This is a genomic window from Larkinella knui, assembly GCF_003858645.1.
GTDB classification, from domain to species: Bacteria; Bacteroidota; Bacteroidia; order Cytophagales; family Spirosomataceae; genus Larkinella; species Larkinella knui.
Genome location: NZ_RQJP01000007.1, coordinates 241,161 through 260,395, shown reverse-complemented (window position 1 = coordinate 260,395; position 19,235 = coordinate 241,161). Strand labels below are relative to the sequence as shown.

The window sequence follows — 19,235 nt, the reverse complement described above, 5'->3', positions numbered from 1 at the left end:
GAGGTACGTCCGCCAAACGCCCCGCGGTTTTACCCTACTTCAGAACGGAACTGGCTTCGGCGGCCTGGCTGTATTTCTGAACATCTTCATCCAGCAGCAGGCGTCGTCTGGCCAGATTTCGGGCGGCTTTCCGAACCGCTTCGACGTAATTGGCGTGTGTTTGGTAGCGTTCCTGTAACGACAATCGCGGGTCGCGGGCCAACTCGCGTTCGGCTTTGGTGGTCTTGAACGGAATAAACTGACCGGCTCCTTCGCACCCTTCATTTTCGCCAAAACCGGCCCGTCGCAAGGCCCAGCCCGTGGTCGTGGCCACCGGAACCGCCACGGGCGGCAGCCGGATTCCGGCCACTTCATTGCCGTCCTGATCGACCCTGGACACAAAGTTTACATACGCCGGTCGGCCCGATACGTCGGGCGGGAAATGGGTCAGAATACCCTGTGCGAAAGCGGGGCCAAAATCAAGCGGGTAGCGGGTGGTAATAAGTCCGGTATAGGTTATGCCCGGAATCGTCGGCCAGCCCAGATCAGCTTGTGGAACCAGGCCGGTTTGCAAACCGGGTTGGGGAATGGCGACCACCGCCGTACCGTTGGACCGGCGCGGAACCTCGCTGTCCGGCGGTTTTGTTCCCTTGGTCACCCACTCATCCAAAGCAATGAAGAGCGCCCGCAGCAACGGTTCGGCGTTGGTTGGATTCTGCCCTTGCTGACAGATTCCGGCCGTCGTCGCGTTTCCGGTGCCGTGTTGTGCGCCCGATACCAGAAAAAAACGCACATTTTCGGGGTCAGGCAGGTCATTTCCTTTCGGATCGGTATGCAGCAGCGAAGCAGCTTTTACCCAGTATTCATTGGCCGAATTGATTTCGAAAACCTTGGGACAGGTACCCGTCGTGGAGCAGGCCGCCCCCCGACCGGCGGTTTTTCCGGTCAATGGATCGGTCAAAACCGGGTAGGCAAACGGAAAAATACCTTCCGGATAGAGGTGGTTCTGCCGGTTGCGCTCGGTGCGGGAAGGCTGGGCAAACCGAACGTTCAGGCCAATACCGTTGCCGCCACCCAGCCAGTTTTCCATGCCGTCGATCACGCGCCGGTTTTGCTCATCGGCATTGAAACCCAGGGTCTGAAAGTCGTTCAGATACCGGGCGGGTTGCGAAAGTGTAAACGAGAACGTATACCGCACGTCGTCTGCCAGCGGATTCGGATGGCCGAAATCATCTTCTTTGGCGTAGCGCAAAAACGAGACAAAATCCCGCGTGGCGGCAAAACCGATTCCGGCCACAATGGGGTCGCGGGCGATGTAGGCAAATTCATACACCGCACTTTGTCGAAAAGCCGTTCCGGCGGGTGATAGCCGAATGGTCCGCTCGTTGACATACTCCCAACCGCCGGCCGGAATCACCGTTGGCGTATCCTGCAAATGATCCCGCACGGTAAGCGTGGCCCGGGATTGGTCCAGGGTTGCCGCCGGATACGCCAGTGCGTATGTCGTCGACGTCGCCTGATCGAATGAAATGTATTCGTACGAAGGACCGGTTATCGTTGACCCATCGGCATGTTTGGCAACAGGGACGCTGATGGTCAGGTTAGTAGAAACGGGAGCAGCTGAAGGATCCCAGCCGTTCCAGGCAATCGTGTAGCCCCGGTTCATCAGAAATCCTTCCCCCGCATCGTCGGCGGTGGTCGGGTCGTTGCCGCCCCGGCTGTTGTTCAGCCCACCAAAAAGTTTGCCGCCCCGGTTATTGACTTCCAGAAAAAGTTTGTGGTTTCCCGCCTTCAGGTCGATTGGTTTCAGAATATAAATATCCATCGCGTATTCCACCAGCCCTCGGGCGTTGCGGGGTGCCAGCCGGAGGTCGGTGATGACGGCATTCGGGGGGCTGTTCGGATCCAGTTCGCCGTAGGCTTTTCCCCGAAGTTTTTCATAAGCGCCAACTTTTCCAAACAGCCGGCCTTCGAACGTCGGCGATTGACGGCTGGTAATTTCAATTCGGACAATCCGCGCCTGAAGAGCGGGACTATCGAAAACCAATCCAGCCAGCAACAGAAGCAACAGATGGGGGCAACGTATCACAGTTCAGGAAAATTAGATGCGTTTTGAGCGCAGTGGCGTCTTCGGCATGAAAGCCGTTATACCCACACTACTACCGGGTTAAGTCCGAAAAAACCAGCATTCGACTACTTGACGGTTTGTTTCAAAACCTGGTATCGTTTTCGAAGTTCGTCCATTTTGGATTTATAATCGGGATGGGTAGCCAGATTGGTCGTTTCGTGCGGATCGGCCGCAATCGAATACAGTTCCTCGTAACCGTGCTCGATAAAGTTCATGTATTTGAAATCCTTCGTAACGACGCCCTCCACTTTCGGAAGTCGCGGGCTGCCCATAAACGTATGCTCGTAAAAGAAATCCGTCCGCGCCGGACTGGTAGCTTTCATCAAATCCAGGCCCTGCATGGTTTTCGGTATTTCGACGCCCGCAAGCGCTAAAATGGTGGGCGCAATATCAATATTCAGCGCGATTCGGGTTGGTTTTATCCCTTTCAGATGGGTGGATAACGCTGGATTATAAACAATGAGTGGCACCCGGATGGATTCTTCATGCCCAAACCACTTGCCTTCCAGGCCGTGTTCGCCCAGGTAAAACCCATTGTCGCCCATGAACAGAATAACGGTATTCTGATCCAGCTTCAGCTGTTTCAACTGAGCCACCAGCTTGCCAACCACCTCATCGACCCCGGTGATGAGACGGTAATAGTCTTTCACGGTTTTCTGATGCCGTTCGGCCGTAGAAAACAGCGGTTTCCAGCGTTCCCGGGCGATGTTTTTATCGGTACGAAAAAAGTCGGGGAAGCGATTCCAATAGGCGGGATCGGCGGTTTCCGGCACCGGAATTCTGGCGTTTTGATACAAATCCCGATACCGCTCCTGAATCGGATACGTGGGCGGATTCCCGTCCAGCTCGTGCGGAGCCTTGAAGCTAACCGATAAACAAAACGGTCGTTTTCCGGCAAAATCGTTCAGAAACCGGCTGACGGCGTGGCCGACGCTGTCGGTATGATGAATCGATTTGCCGCCCGAATCGGTCAGTTCATACGGCGGCTGGCCTTTGCGATTACAGGCCCAGAAATTATACTGGTTTTCGGGCGGATTCTCGCCAACACCGTATTTGCCGACGAATCCGATTGTATATCCGGCTTTTTTGAGCAACAACGGATACGTATGGGCAAGGGCTTCCGGCGAAAAATCCGTCACAAAATCATTGATTTTATGCCGCGATTCATACTGCCCGCTCAGGATACTCGCCCGGCTGACACAACAGATCGACGTGGTAACGTAAGCATTCTGAAACAGCATCCCGCCCTTCGCCAGCGCATCCAGATTCGGCGTTTGAATAATCGGGTTGCCCATCGCTCCCAGGGCATCCCAGCGGTGGTCGTCGGTCAACAGGAAAATAATGTTGGGCTTTGGGCGCGCCTGTCCAACCGGGTTTTCCATCGGAATACCGACAAAGGCAACACTAAAAAAAGCCAGTAGCCCGATCCCGATCATACCGACGCCCATAAAACCCGGTTTATTCATAGATTCCTTCCGAAACTTAAATGATGTCATCCAACGGTTTTCGGCTTCGAAGAAACACGAAAATGCGTAATAAATCAGCAGCACCCCGAAAGAATTTCAAGGGAGGTCGTGCCGCTATACACGGGCGGGCGTACAGGGTCAGCGAAGGTTGTCGTGTCCACAAAACACCAGCAACTCGACGTTGTCCCTGGCTCATGCGTGCCCCGGCGCCACCCCGATTTTATAGTTAAACGAATTCCGAACGTCTATGAATGAAAATACCGTAAGTAAAAATGATACGACATAGCCTTTGGCGTTTATCAGGAAAACAACAAATCAAGCGTATGAACAAGAATCTAGTGCTTATTTACTGTCTGGGGTGGTTGCTAACTGCCTGCGTTTCTAATCATATTACCTGGAATGCAAATTCCGCCATGAAAAAAGTAACCATCGGAATGAGCAAGGAGCAAGTCATCCAGCTTGTGGGCGACGATTACATGATTGCTTCTTCATCAAAAGATGATAAGGGGAACCACCTGGAAGTACTGGCCTACAAAAGTGATGTTGACGAAGAATACAAGCTCAAATTTATCAACTCCCGACTGATGGGGTGGAGCCGGGAACATATCAATAAATATCCAGTACCCGTCCCTTCTTCTTAGAGCGAAGTGGCCTGAAAAGGCAGAAACAGAAAACCCGGCCGGAGTGGTTTAGAACTCCGACCGGGTTTTTCCGCAACACGCTTTCTTTTTTACGTTTCCGAACAGCAAAGTCAGGATTCACTCGACAACGGGTACTACCGGTACTCTATTGAACTAGCCCTATTTTACGCATCCGCTTCCTGCCGTAACTGGGCGGACAGAAGTCGGATCAATTCGCGGGAATCCAGCGGACCATTCTGCCGCCAGATTTCGATCCCTTGTTTCAGCAGAATAAACGACGGCACCTGGTGAACGCCAAAACTCCTAACTACTTCAGGATGAACCGCCTGGTCGACGCGGGTGATTCGAATTAGATCGCCCAACTCTGCCCCGACCCGTTCCAGCAACTGATTGACTCCGGCCCGCTGCGTCAATACATTAGGGACAAATACCAGCAGAACCGCCGTTTTGGCGGGAACAATAAGGGGTCGAAAAAGAGTCGCTTCCATAAAACAAACAGATTATTGACGCATGGAAATGGTCACTGGGTTTCCGGATTTCGCCGGGCGGTCGCGACAGACCGGCGAAATCCGGAAACAAAAATGCGTCTTTTGCCACCCAGCAAACATGAGATACGTTGGTTGCCGAACTGATATTTGTCAGCTAGTTCTTCCTTTTTCCCCATTATCTTGCAGAAAATCCCGCAATCCGCCATTACTTGCAAAGCACCAGACGTATTTTATGATTACCGACTTATTTTCTGCCGTTTTTGCTAACGCCACCATCGGCATTATTCTCTCTGACAGCCGGGGACGGATGATTTCGGTTAGCCATTACGCGTTGAAATTGTTTGGCTATACGGAAGCTGAAATGGTGGGTCAAACCATCGAATTGCTGGTATCTGACTCCATTACGCACCTCCACAAGAACCTGCGAATGTCGTTTAACGCCAACCCGCAGGTGCGACCGATGGGCCACGGCCGCGGGGATCTGTACGCCAAACGCAAAGACGGTTCTTCGTTCCCGGCCGAAATCAGCCTGAGCTATTTTTATCAGGAAGAAGAACTTTACGTGGTTGCTTACATCATTGATACGACGTATAAAAAAGAAGCCGAACGGGTTCTTGTTGAACAGAAGAACCGCATTGAACAACTCAACGCCGAACTGGAACACAAGGTAGCTGACCGAACCAACGCGCTCATGGTCACGTTACACCAGCTTGAAATGTCGAAAGATGAACTCTCCAAAGCGCTGGCCACCGAACGCGAACTGGGTGAACTGAAATCGCGCTTTGTGTCGATGGCGTCGCACGAATTCCGAACTCCCCTGAGCGCGATCCTGACCTCGGCGGACCTACTGAATAAATACACGACGACCGACCAGCAAGACAAACGAAACCGCCACATTCAGCGCATCAAGGGGTCGGTCAACCACCTCAACGACATTCTGGAAGAATTTTTATCGGTGGGCAAGCTGGAAGAAGGCAAAATTGAAGCGTCCTATTCATTATTTGATCTCAATGACCTGGTAGACAGCGTGATCGGCGACATGCAGGGCATGTTAAAAGCAGGACAAACGATTCAAACCGAACAGGACTGTCCGGAAAAAGTCTGGCTCGATCAGTCGCTGATTCGCAAAATGCTGGTCAACCTGCTGTCAAATGCCATTAAATATTCCGGCGAAGACCAGCCGATTCGAATCAGCCTCTGGTGCCGCGACGGCCAGGTTCGTATATCGATTCAGGACCAGGGCATTGGTATGTCGGACGAAGATCAGAAACACCTGTTCGAACGATTTTACCGGGCAAAAAATGTTACGACCATTCAGGGGACGGGTTTAGGCTTACACATTGTCGCTCAGTATCTTACACTCCTGAACGGTTCCATCGACTTCCACAGCCAACTCAACCGCGGCACAACCGTAACCCTTTCATTTCATCATGAAAACCATTCTGCTCATTGAAGATAACGATCACATTCGGGAAAATACCGCCGAGATTCTGGAACTTGCCAATTACCACGTTCTGACCGCCGAAAACGGCAAAATTGGCGTTGGAAAGGCGTTGGAAACCAAGCCGGACCTGGTCATTTGCGACATTATGATGCCGGTATTGGATGGGTATGGTGTACTGCATATTTTCAACAAAAACCCGGAGCTGGCGGGAATTCCGTTTATTTTTCTGACCGCCAAAACGGAGCGCGCCGACTTCCGCCGGGGCATGGAAATGGGGGCCGACGATTACCTGACCAAACCGTTCGATGAAATTGAATTGCTGAATGCGGTGGAAGGACGCCTGAAACGGTTTTATCAAATGCGCCCCACCTATGAGCCCACCAAAGAAGGCCTGGTTCAATTTTTGGATGATGCCCACTCACTGACCGGTATCGACTCGCTGACGGTGGACCGGAAGGGGCATTTAATCAAGAAAAAGCAGTTTATTTATTCGGAAGGCGACGAACCCATGCGGCTGTATTTTATCCAGGCTGGCCGTGTCAAAACGTATAAAACCAATCCGGATGGCAAAGAATTTATTACGGGATTACACCAGCCGGGCGATTTTTTCGGGTATGTGAGCCTGCTGGAGCAAACCGACCAGACGGATTCGGCCGTCGCGCTGGAGGATTCCGAGTTGGTCTATATTCCGAAAGACGTTTTTATCGACCTGATTTCGCGCGACGGCGAAGTGGCCCGCCGGTTTGTTCAGCTGCTGGCCAATCGGGTCACCGAGCGCGAACAGCAATTGCTTGAGATGGCTTATGACTCCCTGCGCCGACGGGTTGCCGACACGCTCCTGCGTCTGCATCAAAATCTGCAAACCAATGGCCATGAATCAGTCATCCAATTCTCACGCGATGACCTGGCGGCCATGGTCGGAACCGCAACGGAATCGCTGATTCGAACGCTGAGTGAGTTTAAAGCCGACGGGCTGGTCGACATCAGCGGCACCAATATCCGCGTGCTTCAACCCGAAAAACTGAAGCGCTCACGCTGGTAATGCGGAGGAGGAGGCCCATTTTTCTACCGGATTTTCAAGGCAAGGATGGTTGTCAATCCGGTAGAAAATCAGATTTCGTTGTCGCTTTCGTTCTCGCTTGCGTGTCGCGAGTGACTTCTATCCAAAGGGCGTCCGGCCCGTGCATCGCCCACCGACAAGCAGCTACCTGTCCGAAAACCACGCGTCGGGCCGGAGGCCCTATTTATATTCCTCACTCGCGACACGCGAGCGAGAACGGAACAACGGAAAGAACGGAAAATCAGATTTTACTTCTTCCGTATCGCCCATTCCCGGCCCGGCTTATCGACCCGGAAGCTTTCCAGATTGCCCTGATCCTGAAGCGTTACGTAGGCCGTGCGACCATCCTTTCCGCCGAAACAGATGTTGGTAGGGCGCTTGCCGACCAACTGAATTTCCTGAACCACTTTGCCGTTCGGCGCCACTTTGGCAACGGTTCCTTTCCCAAACCGGGCGATGTAGAGATTACCGTCCACGTCGCAGCGCATACCGTCCATGCCGAAATCCGGAAACTCGATCAGCAGGCGTTTGTTGCTGAGTTTGCCATCGGCCGATAAATCATAGGCCCAGACTTTCCGCTGATTCGACTCGTTGACGTACAGGTGTTTATCATCCGGACTCACTTCGACGCCGTTGGTGGTTCCCATGTTTTCTTCCAGCAACGTCACCTTGCCATCGGTATCGATGCGCCAGAGATTACCGGTATTGTTTTTCCAACTCGGGTCGCTTGCATACAGCCGGTCTTTGCTGTCGATGGCGATGTCGTTGGGCTGGTTCATGCGCGGTTCGTTGGCAAAAACACTCAGGTTTTTGGTACCTGCGGCCACCTTCAGAATGTTGTGTTTGGGGTAGTCGGCAATAAACATATCGCCCTTCTTATTGAACCGAATGCCGTTGCCAATGCTGCCTTCGGGCAGTTCGATGAACACGCTGGCTTCGCCGGTCGGCGTTACCTGCCCAATGGTGCCCTGTTTCCCAAAGTTGACCGCGTAAACCGTGCCGGACTTGTCTACCGCCGGACCTTCCACACCAGACGTAAATCCGTTGACCGGCGTAAACACACTCGATTTAAATAATTCCTCAGCGGTATTGGGCATGGCAGAAATCAGCAATAAGCCCGCGCCGGTCAGCGAGGCAACAAAAGCACGTGATCGGTTTTTCAAACGCATTCGATTCATTGTATCTGGTTGGTTGATTCAAGGTCTATAATAGAGCAGAAATGATTTGGCTCCGGAGGAGCCCCCTGTTACTAGAATTCCGATGCTCGATTTGATTTCAAGCCCCGGCGGGGCGTCCTCGTAATGAAGAACAGGACGCTACTGTTGACGCTCGCGTGCCGCGAGTGACGTTTATCCAAAGGGCCTCCGGCCCGCGCATCGCCCACCGACAAGCAGCCAACTCTCCGAAAGCCACACTTCGGGCCGGAGGCCCTATTTATATTCCTCACTCGCGGCACGCGAGCGAGACGTCGAACGTTAGTTACAGACTCCGGTGCCCATGCACTACTTCCTGCGGGGCTTCCCGCTCTTCTTTTGGCATCCGGCGGTGCCACCATGACGCCAGAATAGAGCCGGTGATGTTCATCAGCGGACCAAAAATAGCCGGAGCCAGACCGACGGTGGCCATTTTACCCATCTGGTTGGCAATCCCCGACGCCAGACCGCCGTTTTGCATCCCCACTTCAATTGCAATGGTTCGGCAGTCGCGCTCGCTCATCCGGAACAAACGACCCGACCAGTAGCCCAGCAAGTAACCGGATAAGTTGTGAATCAGGACCAGAACAAGCAGGATGGGGCCAATCGACAGCAGGCTGTTGCGACCCGCCGAGGTAATGATGACAATGATAAACGTGATGCCAAACATGGAAACATACGGCATGGCATCGTCCAGCCATTTGGCCTTTCCACTCAGAAACTTGTTGAACAGCAAGCCCGCGCCAATCGGCAGAATCACCATTTTAGTGATGTCCCACATCATCGCCAGCGTATCGATTTCGACGAAAGCACCCGCCAGCAACCGCATCAGAACCGGCGTCACAAACGGGGCCAGCATGGTGGAGATGGCCGTGATGGTGATCGACAAGGCCAGATTGGCTTTGGCCAGGTACGAAATCACGTTGGAAGCCATGCCGTTGGGCGAACAACCGATCAGGATAATTCCGGCGGCAATTTCGGGCGGCAAACCGCTGATGCTCGCCAGCGTATACCCAATGGTCGGCATGATGATGAAGTGGCTAACAACGCCGATCAGCACCCCGCGCGGCATTTTAACCACCCCGACAAAATCACCGAGACTCATCGAGGTTCCCATCCCGAACATGATGAGCTGGATCAGGGGCGTAATTAACGTACTGAATTTGAACCCGTTGTAGGAAACAAAATATGTGGGATAAAACAGGGCCGTGGTGACGGCGGCAAAAATCATCACCGTGTAGGAAAACCCTTTCAAATTTTCGAACCCCCGAAAACCGATGGCGACTGCCAGAAAAAAGGCAATCAGAAAAGGTCCCGCCAGCGGAAGATTTCCGGAGACCATCAACCCAAGCGCAACCAGCAGACAGACACCCGCCAGACCCAGAATCAGCTTATGCATAATACTATTTTCAGAAGGTTTAGGAATTACCCCCAAATATAACAGTTTGAGGTATTCGGTTTACGGTTTTCTGTTTACGGTGGGCTGACGCGTTTCTGCTAGCGGAGTTAAACTAAATGCGCTGGTCGGCATTTGAAATGCCGACCTAAACTGTTACGGATTTTAAATCCGCAACAGCCACAATCAAGATTGCAAATCTTGATTAGCCCGGTTAATGCTTCAGCCCACCGTAAACCGTAAACCGAATACCGTCACTGCGGCCGCTGCCGAACCACAATCGGCTCGGCAATGCCGTTGAGGTCATACACGATCCGGCCTTTGCGGATGGTCATTTCGCAGATCAGTTTTTGTTTTCCCTCAATTTTGTGGCCGGTGTAATCGAAAAAGCCGAAGTAGCCCGTATCCCGAACCGCAAATTTACCGTCCTGCAAATCCAGAATAGCCACATCGGCTTCGGAGCCTTCCGTCAGACTGCCCAGTTCGGGCCGTTTGATGGCCTGCGCCGGACTCCAGGTGCTGGCCTTAATCACCGCCGGAAGATCCATACCCATTGCCAGAAATTTCGACATCACGTTCAGCATGTCTTTCATGGCGTTGTTCATGCTGCCGGTATGAATATCGGTACTGATCGTGTTCGGAAAAAAACCGCTTTTCAGCGCCGGAATGGCCTGGGAGAACGCAAAGCTGATGCCGCCGTAGCCCACGTCGAACAAGACACCTTTCTTCTGCGCTTCCCACACAAACGGTTTTACCTTGTTGGTCGCCACATCCAGAATCGGCTCGCGGGTGGCCAGTTGTCCGAAACAATGGGTGAAAATATCGCCCGGACGAAGGTGTCTCAGGAATAACTCTTCAATGGAAAGTGTCGGTTTGCTGCCGCCGAAGTCGATCATCACCGGCTTGTTCGCCAGCTTTCCGGCTTCCACGGCGCGGTCGGTTGGGGTCCAGTCGTGGCCGTTGAAGTGCGCCAGTTTGACGCCCACAACCAGATCCGGGTATTTCCGGGCCATTTCCGCCGTCGCTTTAGGGTCCATGTCTTCGATGTTCTGCTCGAATTTGCCACCCCGCATACCGCTACCGACAATGTTGAGCAACGCCAGCACCCGTGTCTGCGACGCATCGATCGTTTGTTTCTTGAACGTTTCGAAATCCCGCCAGCCCGAACAGCCCGCATCGACGATGGTTGTCACGCCATTCCGAAATGTAAACCCGTCGGGCGGCAACGCATTCGGTCCGTTACTGTAGGTCTGGTCCATATTGGTCCCAAAAAAAACGTGGGTATGGATGTCGATGATACCGGGCGTCACGTACATTCCTTTGGCCTTGACCACCTGCCGGGCACCCGTCGCATCGATGTTTTTCGCCACCTTCGCGATTTTCCCGTCCAGAATGGCCACATCCATAATCCCGTTGATGTTATTTTTGGGGTCGATGACGTGCCCGCCCTTGATCACAACGTGGTAGGGTTGCGCCCAGGCCAGATGAGCGACAGTGACCAGGGCGGTAAAAATGAAAAGAAACCGATTTTTCATACGATTAGGGTTAGTTAATTCAGGAGAATACCCCCAACCGAATCGTCGGACCGGGCCCTGAAGGGAACTTTTATATCCGGATTGGAAGCCTTTCAGGGGCCGGGCCGACGATTCGGTTAAGGGCAATTTTAAACCGCCTTCGAAAGCTCTTCCTTAATTCGTTTCGCTACGATTTTTTCCTGGCCCGGTTTCAGCATCCAGACCGTAACGCCGATGCTGCTGGGACCACCGCCACCGACTTCGATGGACGGATCACCGTTCCGCAGTGCTTCCTGCAATTGCTTGCCCGAAATCTTGAGTTGCGCCGGGTCCCAGGAGATGCGGAGCGAGGGCGTATGATTGCCCAGCGGATTCACACGGACTTCCGTTTTGATGCCATTGATGGTTTTAACGGTATTTTCGACGTGCGCAACGCCGTCTTCCCACGACTTCCAGAGCTTGGTATAATCCTGCGTGATGAATTTTTCGAGGGCGACGTACATGCCCAAAATTTCTTCCTTGTTCACTTTCATGCCGCGGCCGATGTTGAAACCGCGCGGGGGCATGTGCATCCGGGCGGCTGCAATGATGTCTTTCTTGCCCATCAGCAACCCCGCACTTTGCGGTCCGCGCATGGCTTTTCCGCCCGAAACGACCACAAAACTGAACCCCATGTCGTTGAATTTCCAGAGGTTTTCGGTCGGCGGCACATCGGCGGCAATGTCGATGGAGGTTGGAATGTTGTGCTTCTTACCCAAAGCCACCCACTCCTCGTGCATAATTTTGCCTTTATCCGACTGAATATGCAGGAAGTGCATAAGAGCGGTTTTCTCGTTGATGGCTTTTTCCACGTCCTCAACGGTTTCGACCATCACCATTTTGCAACCGGTATTGGTCAGCGCGTGGTTATACACAATTTCGTGTCCTTTCTGGCAAATCACCTCCGATTTCATCCCCGTCCCTTCCAGGTGCGGCAACGCTTCTACTTTTTTCTGGTCCAGGCCGGTCAGGATGCCCGCCAGCCCCAGCGTCATTCCCGAAAACGCACCCGAGGTTACCACAGCCGCTTCCGAATGCACCATTTTGGCAATTTTCTCGCCAACTTTATCCTGCAATTCGTCCAGCAAACAAAACTCTTTCGAGGCATTGTTAATGGCTTCGAGCACTTCGTCGTGCATCAGCGAACCGGTCATATACGTCAGTGTTCCGGCCGCATTGATAAACGTCCGAACGCCAAACTCCTTGAACAAATCCCGTTTGGGAGCCGCCAGCGAAGCTGCTGATGAAGTGAGGGGAATACCGCCTACCAATCCGCCCAGAAGGGGCACGGTCGATAAACGTTTAATGAGCTTTCTTCTGCTTAACATAATCGTGTCGTTAATCGGTTAATTTGGATTTTTTACGCTGTTTCTTCATCGCTTTCTGATCGGCCGGCAAGGTTATTTTCCAGATGTTGCCGCCTTTCCCGCCGTATTCGATCACATAGACGGCATTATCCACCAGCAAAGCGTCCGTTGGTTCCGTAAAACCGTCAACAATCCGGGTGGTTTTAACCGAATAATTATCCGTGGTTTTGTTGTACGTTAAATCAAGATGCAATAAGTCGCGGCCCTGTTTTTTAAGTGGATTGATCGCCGTTGCATTACGTCGCGGGCCCGAATACCGGATTACAAAACCGTCGCCTTTTAAGTCATCGGCCAGCACTTTTTTGGTATCGAAAAACAACGCCAAAGGCGAACTGTGCGCGTTAAAGGTTCCGACCGGAACGTGCGTCGAATCGCCGTCCATCACGATCCCGGTCGCCCGGTCGCGGTATTCATTCGCATCCGGCCCCACGTTCAATACCGGCCCTGTAAAGTTGACGCCCGCCGGTTTTTTCGGAAACTCCGGATCGTTCCGGAAATACCGCATCAGCCACGCGTGGGCAAATTTGCTCATGAACGGATCTTTCTCCGGGTCGGGCTGCCAGTCAGGATTTTGCTGCGGATTTTCGATGCCGCCCATGACCCACGGAAAACCGTAATGATGGCCCTGCCGCACCCAGAACATATCTTCGGGATGGTCGTAATCGCCGGAATTGGAAACCGCAAACAGCTTGCCGTCACCATCGAATGCCATGTCGTAGGCGTTCCGGATGCCTTCGGCGTAGATGTAGCCATCGGCTCGCAACTTCGCTTCATCATTCGCCAGTTCCAGATTTTTAGCCTCGACCGGAAAACGGAAAATCCGGGCGGTCAGCGCATTATCGCGCGCATTCGGGTATATACCACCGTTATCTTGCACCTCCCCGTGATCGGTCCGGGCGCCGGTATTGACGTAAATGTATTTCTCATCCGGGCTGATTTCCAACGCATTCCAACCGTGGTCAAAGGTGGTTTTGTTGGTCCCGTACTCGACGGTATTGAACACGACGGTCATCTCCGGTTTTTCGCCCGAGGCCAGGTCGTAGCGCACCATCCGGCCTTTTGTGCCCTTGTTGTTATTGACGCTGATGTTGCCCGCCAAAAACAGCGTATTTTTCAGAAAAGCCGCTCCCTGCAAGCGCGTAATGCCGTGGTCTTCGGCCGAAAAAACCTTTTCGGCAACCGGCGGCTGGCCGTTCATTTTAACCCGAAACACGTCGCCGGTAAACGTCGTATAGTAAATGTCGCCGGTCGTCGGATGCTGAATGAGCCGCACGGCTTCGGGCCCGACGGCCATGAAATGTTCCACTTTAATGTCCGGGCGCAGGGCTGTCGGCGGCACAGGCGGCTTGGCATCGGGGCCTTGCGCACAGAGCAATACCGGGCAACATACGACGGCGGTCAGTACGCTTATTTTTCTCAGAAATAAGTTGAATGAAGTCATTTCGTGTCCGGGTTCTTTTTGGTTAATTTACGGAGATAGCCCACTAATTGCCACCGCTGTTCTTCGGAAAAAACATCTTTAAAAGGTGGCATATTTCCCCGACCATTCGACAGTTTCCAGAACAAAGCCCCGTCGCTTTGTTTGCTCACTTCCGGGTCGTGAAAGTTGGCCGGTTTGGCTCCTAAAGCCCGGCCCGCAGCGCCATCGCCATACCCCGCTTCGCCGTGGCAGGATGAGCAATATTCCATGAATAATTCTTCGCCCTGCGCCAGTGTTAACGGCTCCGTCGGAAAGTGACTTTTCAGCGTATCGGCCCAGGTTGGTGCCTTCCATTTGTCCTGCTTCGGATCGTCGGTTTTTGGCTTATCCGTGAAGCTCATCATCCCGATTAAACCCAGCGTTAAAAACGCGGTAATACGTAATTTATATGAATGCATTTAAGAATAAAATGAGCGTAACAAACCATTTAAATAACCAGGCAGCTGCTTCAGCATGTCATGTTAATCATCAGCCCACGGGCGGTTCGCCGTTGCGATTTAACTATGGGTTTAAACGAATACCGGTCACTCCTGAAACCGTTTCAACGGTTTGTCTGAAACGGCGTTTTTTCATCGCGGTCCCACGGTTAAAACCGTAGGCTAGTTCAATTACCGCTGCTTACTTCTTCTTTTTAATCGACTTCCGAACGGCATCTACTTCATCGACGGAAACCGCACTGGCCGAATTACCGAAGCTTTGCCGAACAAACGTCAGCACTTCGGCGATGGCTTCGTTCTTCAGGAAATCGTGCTGCGGCATTACGTTGTTGTACGACTGGCCTTTCACCTCGATGGGGCCTTCCAGCCCTTTCAGAAGCACTTCGATCAGCCGGTTTTTGTCGCCCAGGACCCATTCGGAATCGGCCAGGGGCGGAAAACGCTGCGAGTCGCCCCGCCCGTTGCGCTGGTGGCAGGCGGCACAATAGACGCCGTACACTTTGCTCCCCAAAACCGGCTTATCCTTGTCCAGGTTGTCGGCAATTTTATCCGGCGTCCGGATGTTCGACATCGATTTCCGCTTTTCCATCTGCGCCAGTTGCGCCGGCCCAAATTTGCTTTTATCGCCTTTGTAGGTCACCTTCCAGATTTTCCCTTTTTCGGTTTCGGCAATGTAGAGTGAACCATCGGGGCCCATCGCAATGCCCATTGGCCGATAAACGGCATCGCTCACGTTCACAACCGGATCGACACCGGCAAACCCATCGGCGAATACTTCCCAATTGGTGGATGGTGAGCCGTTTTTGTCCGGAACAAAGCAAATGAAATACCCCGCCTGCGGATACGGGGCGCGGTTGGTCGAACCGTGAAACGCAATGAAAGCGCCGTTTTTGTAGTGCTCCGGAAAACCGTTCGTAGCCCCGGTTTTCTGGTAAAACACCAGATCGTTCGGTGCCCAGTGGGCGGGAAAACCGATGACGGGCTGCTCATAATCAGCGCCTTTGCCCGCTTTTTTGCCGTCTCCGCCGTACTCCGGATTGAGGAGCTTTTTCTTCTGGATCTGGTCGTAATAATAATACGGCCAGCCCGCATCCATTCCCTCCTTCACCCGCAAAAACTCCTCGGAGGGCAACACCGCGCTTTCCCAGGGTGAATACAAATGGGACCACAGCATCAGAAAATCATCCCGACCGTGCCCCACCGTGTACAGCGTCTGATCTGCCGGATTCCAGTCCAGGGCAACGATACTCCGCAGGCCGGTGGCAAAAAGTTTTCCGTCTTTCTGGGTCTGGCCCACTTTGTTGGCATCGAACCGCCAGATGCCGCCGTGGTCGGCCAGCAGGCCGCAGGGGTTGAGGCCCGGCGAACTCGGAATGCGGTTTTTCTCCTGACACGCGTTGGAACCGGCGCCGAATGGCACATACATATACCCTTTGTTGTCGAAGGCCACCGGTTTGGTAATGTGCTCGTGCATGCCGTGGGCGTGGTCGTCGGTCAGCATAATTTCCGCCGGGCCTTCAGGCACCAGCTGGCCGGGGGTCAGTTTGTAGCGGTAGACGATCAGTTCGGAACTAAAATACAGGTAGCCGTTGTGAATCCGCATCGCCGTGCCATAGGCCCGTTCGCGCGTCAAACCGCCGAACCGTTTGATGATGTCGGCCCGACCGTCGCCGTTGGTGTCCCGGAGGGCAATCACCGATTCGTCTTTGTCCCGTGCAAACCGGGCTTTGACGTAAATATCGCCGTTGTCGTTCACGGCAAGATGCCGCGCGCGACCGGCCAGACTGTCGACGACGACGGTGGCTTCAAACCCTTCGGGCAGAAAAAGTCCGCCGTTTTCCGCCGTCCGAACCGGCAGCGTAGTAGTCGTTTCAGGCCGGACAAAACCGACCACAGCTAGTAAAGCCAGAAAAAGGCCTCGGGTGTATAGTTTTGACATTCAGAATATTAAGAGAATAGGATTAGTCAGATTTAGTTCTATTTCGCCACAATCGGATTGGCAATGCCATTGAGGTCGTAGACGATCTTGCCGCCTTTGATGGTCATTTCACATTCAAATTTTTTCTTGCCTTCCATCCGGTAACCGGTTTTGTCGTAGAAGCCAAAATTGCCTTCGCGCATGGTCAGGATGGCCACATCGGCGATGGCTCCCACCGACAGATGACCCAGAATTTCGCGTTTGATGACCTGCGCTGGCGTCCAGGTACTGGCTTTGATGACATCCGCCACGGGAACACCCATGACGACGAATTTGGACATGATGCTCAGGATGTCTTTCATCGAACCGTTCATGCTGCCGGTATGCAAATCGGTGCTGATGGTGGTCGGATAAAAACCGGCTTTAATGGCCGGAATAGCCTGCGAGTAATTGAAGCTGGCTCCGCCGTAGCCCACATCGAAAACGATGCCTCTTTTGCGGGCTTCCAGCACAAACGGTTTCACTTTTCCGGTGGCTTCATCCACGATCGTTTGCCGGACGTTTCCTTCCAGCAGCGTGTAGGTGTGGGTAAAAATATCGCCGGGGCGCAGGTGTTTCATAAACAACTCTTCCAGCGACAACGGCGGGTCGTGCATCCCGAAATCGATCATCACCGGCATGTTGGCCAGTTTTCCGGCTTCCACGGCCTTGTCGACGGGCGTCCAGGTGCCGCCCATAAAGTGGGCCACTTTGAAACCGACGACATCATTCTGGTTACCGAGAGCCATCGCTGCGGCCATTTTGGGGTCCATGTCGGTGGTATCCTGCTCCCAGTTTCCGCCCCGCATGCCTTCGCCGACAATGTTCAGCAGCGAAAGCACCCGCGTTTTTGACGAAAAAATGATGTTCTTTTTGAAAGCCGGGAACGACTGCCACCCCGCCCCGCCCGCATCGACGATGGTGGTGACGCCCACGCGGAAGGTAAAACCGTCGGGCGAAACCGCCGTCAGGCCATTGCTCAGGTAATGGTTCGGTTCGGTTCCGTAAAAAACGTGGCCGTGGATGTCGATCAGGCCGGGCGTGACGTACATGCCTTTGGCATTGACCACCTGCTTGGCCTGCCGCGCATCGATGGTTTTGGCAACCTGGACGATTTTTCCGTCGGTAATGGCCACATCCATCACCTCGTTGATGTTGTTTTTCGGATCGATTACCTGACCGCCTTTGATAACCAGGCTATAGGTCTGGGCCTGAACCGAACCGCTAATCAAGCCAAGTACGGAAAGTAAAAAGTAGAGTTTTCGCATGGGTTTAGGCACAACGGGCCGACAAAATCAGACGGACGCTTTGCTGAGTTCTTCCTTCAGCCGGGTAGCAACGATCTTCTCCTGGCCGGGTTTCAACATCCAGGTTGTGAGGCTAATACCGCCCTGTTCGCCAACCACTTCGATGGATGGATCGCCGTTGCGCAGCGCTTCCTGCAAGGCTTTGGTCGTCAGATTGATTTTGGCGGGTTCCCACTTAATCCGCAGGGTCGGCGTGTGGTTGCCCAGTTCGGGCCGGAAGGTTTCGGTCGTTACCCCATTGACTTTTTTGACCGCATCGGCAATGTGCGCCACGCGGTCTTCCCACATTTTCCATTCTTTCTGCTGATCCTGGCCAACGAATTTTTCGAGGGCAACATACATGCCTAGAATTTCTTCCTTGTTCACTTTCATGCCCCGTCCGATGGTCGACCCCCGGGGCGGCATGCTCAGTCGGGCGGCCGCAATCAGGTTTTTCTTGCCCATCAAAATACCGGCACTTTGCGGTCCGCGCATGGCTTTTCCGCCCGAAACGCACACCAGATCGAAGCCCATTTCGTGGAATTTCCACAAGTTCTCGACCGGCGGCACGTCAGCCGCAATGTCGATCATGGTTGGAATGTTGTGTTTTTTGGCCAGATTCACCCAGTCCTGGTGCATGATTTTTCCCTGATCCGACTGGATGTTCAGGAACCACATCAGGGCGGTTTTTTCGTTGATCGCCTTCTCGACGTCCTCGACGGTTTCCACAAAAATCATCTTGCAGCCGGTGTTGGTCAACGCGTGCGAATAACCCACATTATGGCCTTTCTGAAGAATCACTTCGGATTTCATTCCCGTGCCTTCCAACTGGGGTAACGCTTCCACTTTCTTCTGATCCATGCCGGTCAGAACCCCCGCCAGTCCGAGCGTCATGGCCGAGAAACAGCCGGCGGTCACCACCGCCGATTCAGCGTGGACGAGGGCGGCAATTTTCTCTCCGACTTTGGTTTGCACATCGTCGAGCATCATAAACTCTTTCGATGCCGCCTGAATCGTTTCCATTACCTCGTCCTGCATCAGCGAGCCCGTCATGGCCGTATACGTACCGGCCGCATTGATGAACGTCCTGATTCCTAACTCTTTCACCAGATTTCGGGGTGCCAGCGCGGTAGCGGCTACGGCCGATTGCAAGGGAGCAACACTGCCAATAAATCCGCCTAACAGCGGCATGGCTGACAATCGTTTGAGGATGGTTCTTCTACTGATCATGGGATGGGTTGACGTAAGATCGGGGAACAATTTTCTTCCCGCCAGGTCTGGCGGGAAGGGTGTTTTTAGTTTAAAAGTCGGATGGCAAATCCTCAACAGCTGGGATCGGGATTGCAATGGCACCGGCCGT

The 19,235-nt window shown here is 53.3% G+C and carries 15 protein-coding genes; 3 read left to right on the top strand and 12 right to left on the bottom strand.

All coding sequences use genetic code 11. The features are described 5' to 3' along the window. Nucleotides 1–34: 34 nt before the first annotated feature. Nucleotides 35–2,068, bottom strand: a complete 2,034-nt coding sequence (locus EHT87_RS29540; RefSeq protein ID WP_124910385.1) for an alpha/beta hydrolase domain-containing protein — start codon at nt 2,066–2,068, stop codon at nt 35–37. A 104-nt stretch (nt 2,069–2,172) separates the two neighbouring features. Next, nucleotides 2,173–3,603 carry a sulfatase family protein gene (locus EHT87_RS29535; RefSeq protein WP_124910384.1) on the bottom strand — a complete coding sequence of 477 codons (1,431 nt, stop codon included), beginning with the start codon at nt 3,601–3,603 and terminating at the stop codon, nt 2,173–2,175. Between the two features lie 293 nt (nt 3,604–3,896). On the opposite strand from EHT87_RS29535, the gene EHT87_RS29530 reads away from it, so the two are divergent. Continuing rightward, complete coding sequence (locus EHT87_RS29530) at nt 3,897–4,214, top strand: hypothetical protein (protein ID WP_124910383.1); 318 nt, start codon at nt 3,897–3,899, stop codon at nt 4,212–4,214. Between the two features lie 164 nt (nt 4,215–4,378). Here the strand turns inward: EHT87_RS29530 and EHT87_RS29525 are convergent, their stop codons facing one another. Next, nucleotides 4,379–4,702, bottom strand: coding sequence for a thioredoxin family protein (locus EHT87_RS29525; protein ID WP_124910382.1), 324 nt, complete (start codon nt 4,700–4,702; stop codon nt 4,379–4,381). Between the two features lie 232 nt (nt 4,703–4,934). Between EHT87_RS29525 and EHT87_RS29520 the strand changes: the two genes are divergently transcribed. Beyond that, nucleotides 4,935–6,155 (top strand): PAS domain-containing sensor histidine kinase, encoded by a 1,221-nt coding sequence (locus EHT87_RS29520; RefSeq protein WP_124910381.1) that lies wholly within the window; start codon nt 4,935–4,937, stop codon nt 6,153–6,155. Then, complete coding sequence (locus EHT87_RS29515; protein ID WP_124910380.1) at nt 6,133–7,188, top strand: response regulator; 1,056 nt, start codon at nt 6,133–6,135, stop codon at nt 7,186–7,188. The genes EHT87_RS29520 and EHT87_RS29515 overlap by 23 nt, the downstream gene beginning before the upstream one ends. 266 nt (nt 7,189–7,454) lie before the next feature. On the opposite strand, the gene EHT87_RS29510 is transcribed toward EHT87_RS29515, so the two are convergent. The 9 genes from EHT87_RS29510 to EHT87_RS29470 form a co-directional block, all read right to left on the bottom strand. After that, nucleotides 7,455–8,384: an SMP-30/gluconolactonase/LRE family protein gene (locus EHT87_RS29510; RefSeq protein ID WP_124910379.1), complete on the bottom strand. Its 930-nt coding sequence runs from the start codon at nt 8,382–8,384 to the stop codon at nt 7,455–7,457. A gap of 301 nt (nt 8,385–8,685) precedes the next feature. Further along, nucleotides 8,686–9,798: a bile acid:sodium symporter family protein gene (locus EHT87_RS29505; protein WP_124910378.1), complete on the bottom strand. Its 1,113-nt coding sequence runs from the start codon at nt 9,796–9,798 to the stop codon at nt 8,686–8,688. 251 nt (nt 9,799–10,049) lie between these two features. Next, entirely contained in the window at nt 10,050–11,330 is a 1,281-nt protein-coding gene (locus tag EHT87_RS29500; protein WP_124910377.1) for an amidohydrolase/deacetylase family metallohydrolase, read from the bottom strand. A 128-nt stretch (nt 11,331–11,458) separates the two neighbouring features. After that, nucleotides 11,459–12,676 carry an aminotransferase class V-fold PLP-dependent enzyme gene (locus EHT87_RS29495; RefSeq protein ID WP_124910376.1) on the bottom strand — a complete coding sequence of 406 codons (1,218 nt, stop codon included), beginning with the start codon at nt 12,674–12,676 and terminating at the stop codon, nt 11,459–11,461. Nucleotides 12,677–12,686: 10 nt separating this feature from the next. Beyond that, nucleotides 12,687–14,156: a PQQ-dependent sugar dehydrogenase gene (locus EHT87_RS29490; protein ID WP_124910375.1), complete on the bottom strand. Its 1,470-nt coding sequence runs from the start codon at nt 14,154–14,156 to the stop codon at nt 12,687–12,689. Further along, complete coding sequence (locus EHT87_RS29485) at nt 14,153–14,539, bottom strand: c-type cytochrome (RefSeq protein WP_229321460.1); 387 nt, start codon at nt 14,537–14,539, stop codon at nt 14,153–14,155. Before EHT87_RS29485 ends, EHT87_RS29490 begins: the two co-directional genes overlap by 4 nt. A gap of 274 nt (nt 14,540–14,813) precedes the next feature. Next, on the bottom strand, nt 14,814–16,571 hold the full coding sequence (locus EHT87_RS29480) for a PQQ-dependent sugar dehydrogenase (RefSeq protein ID WP_124910373.1): 1,758 nt from the start codon (nt 16,569–16,571) through the stop codon (nt 14,814–14,816). A gap of 38 nt (nt 16,572–16,609) precedes the next feature. Then, complete coding sequence (locus EHT87_RS29475; RefSeq protein WP_124910372.1) at nt 16,610–17,857, bottom strand: amidohydrolase/deacetylase family metallohydrolase; 1,248 nt, start codon at nt 17,855–17,857, stop codon at nt 16,610–16,612. A 27-nt stretch (nt 17,858–17,884) separates the two neighbouring features. Continuing rightward, on the bottom strand, nt 17,885–19,105 hold the full coding sequence (locus tag EHT87_RS29470; protein WP_124910371.1) for an aminotransferase class V-fold PLP-dependent enzyme: 1,221 nt from the start codon (nt 19,103–19,105) through the stop codon (nt 17,885–17,887). Nucleotides 19,106–19,235: the final 130 nt, after the last annotated feature.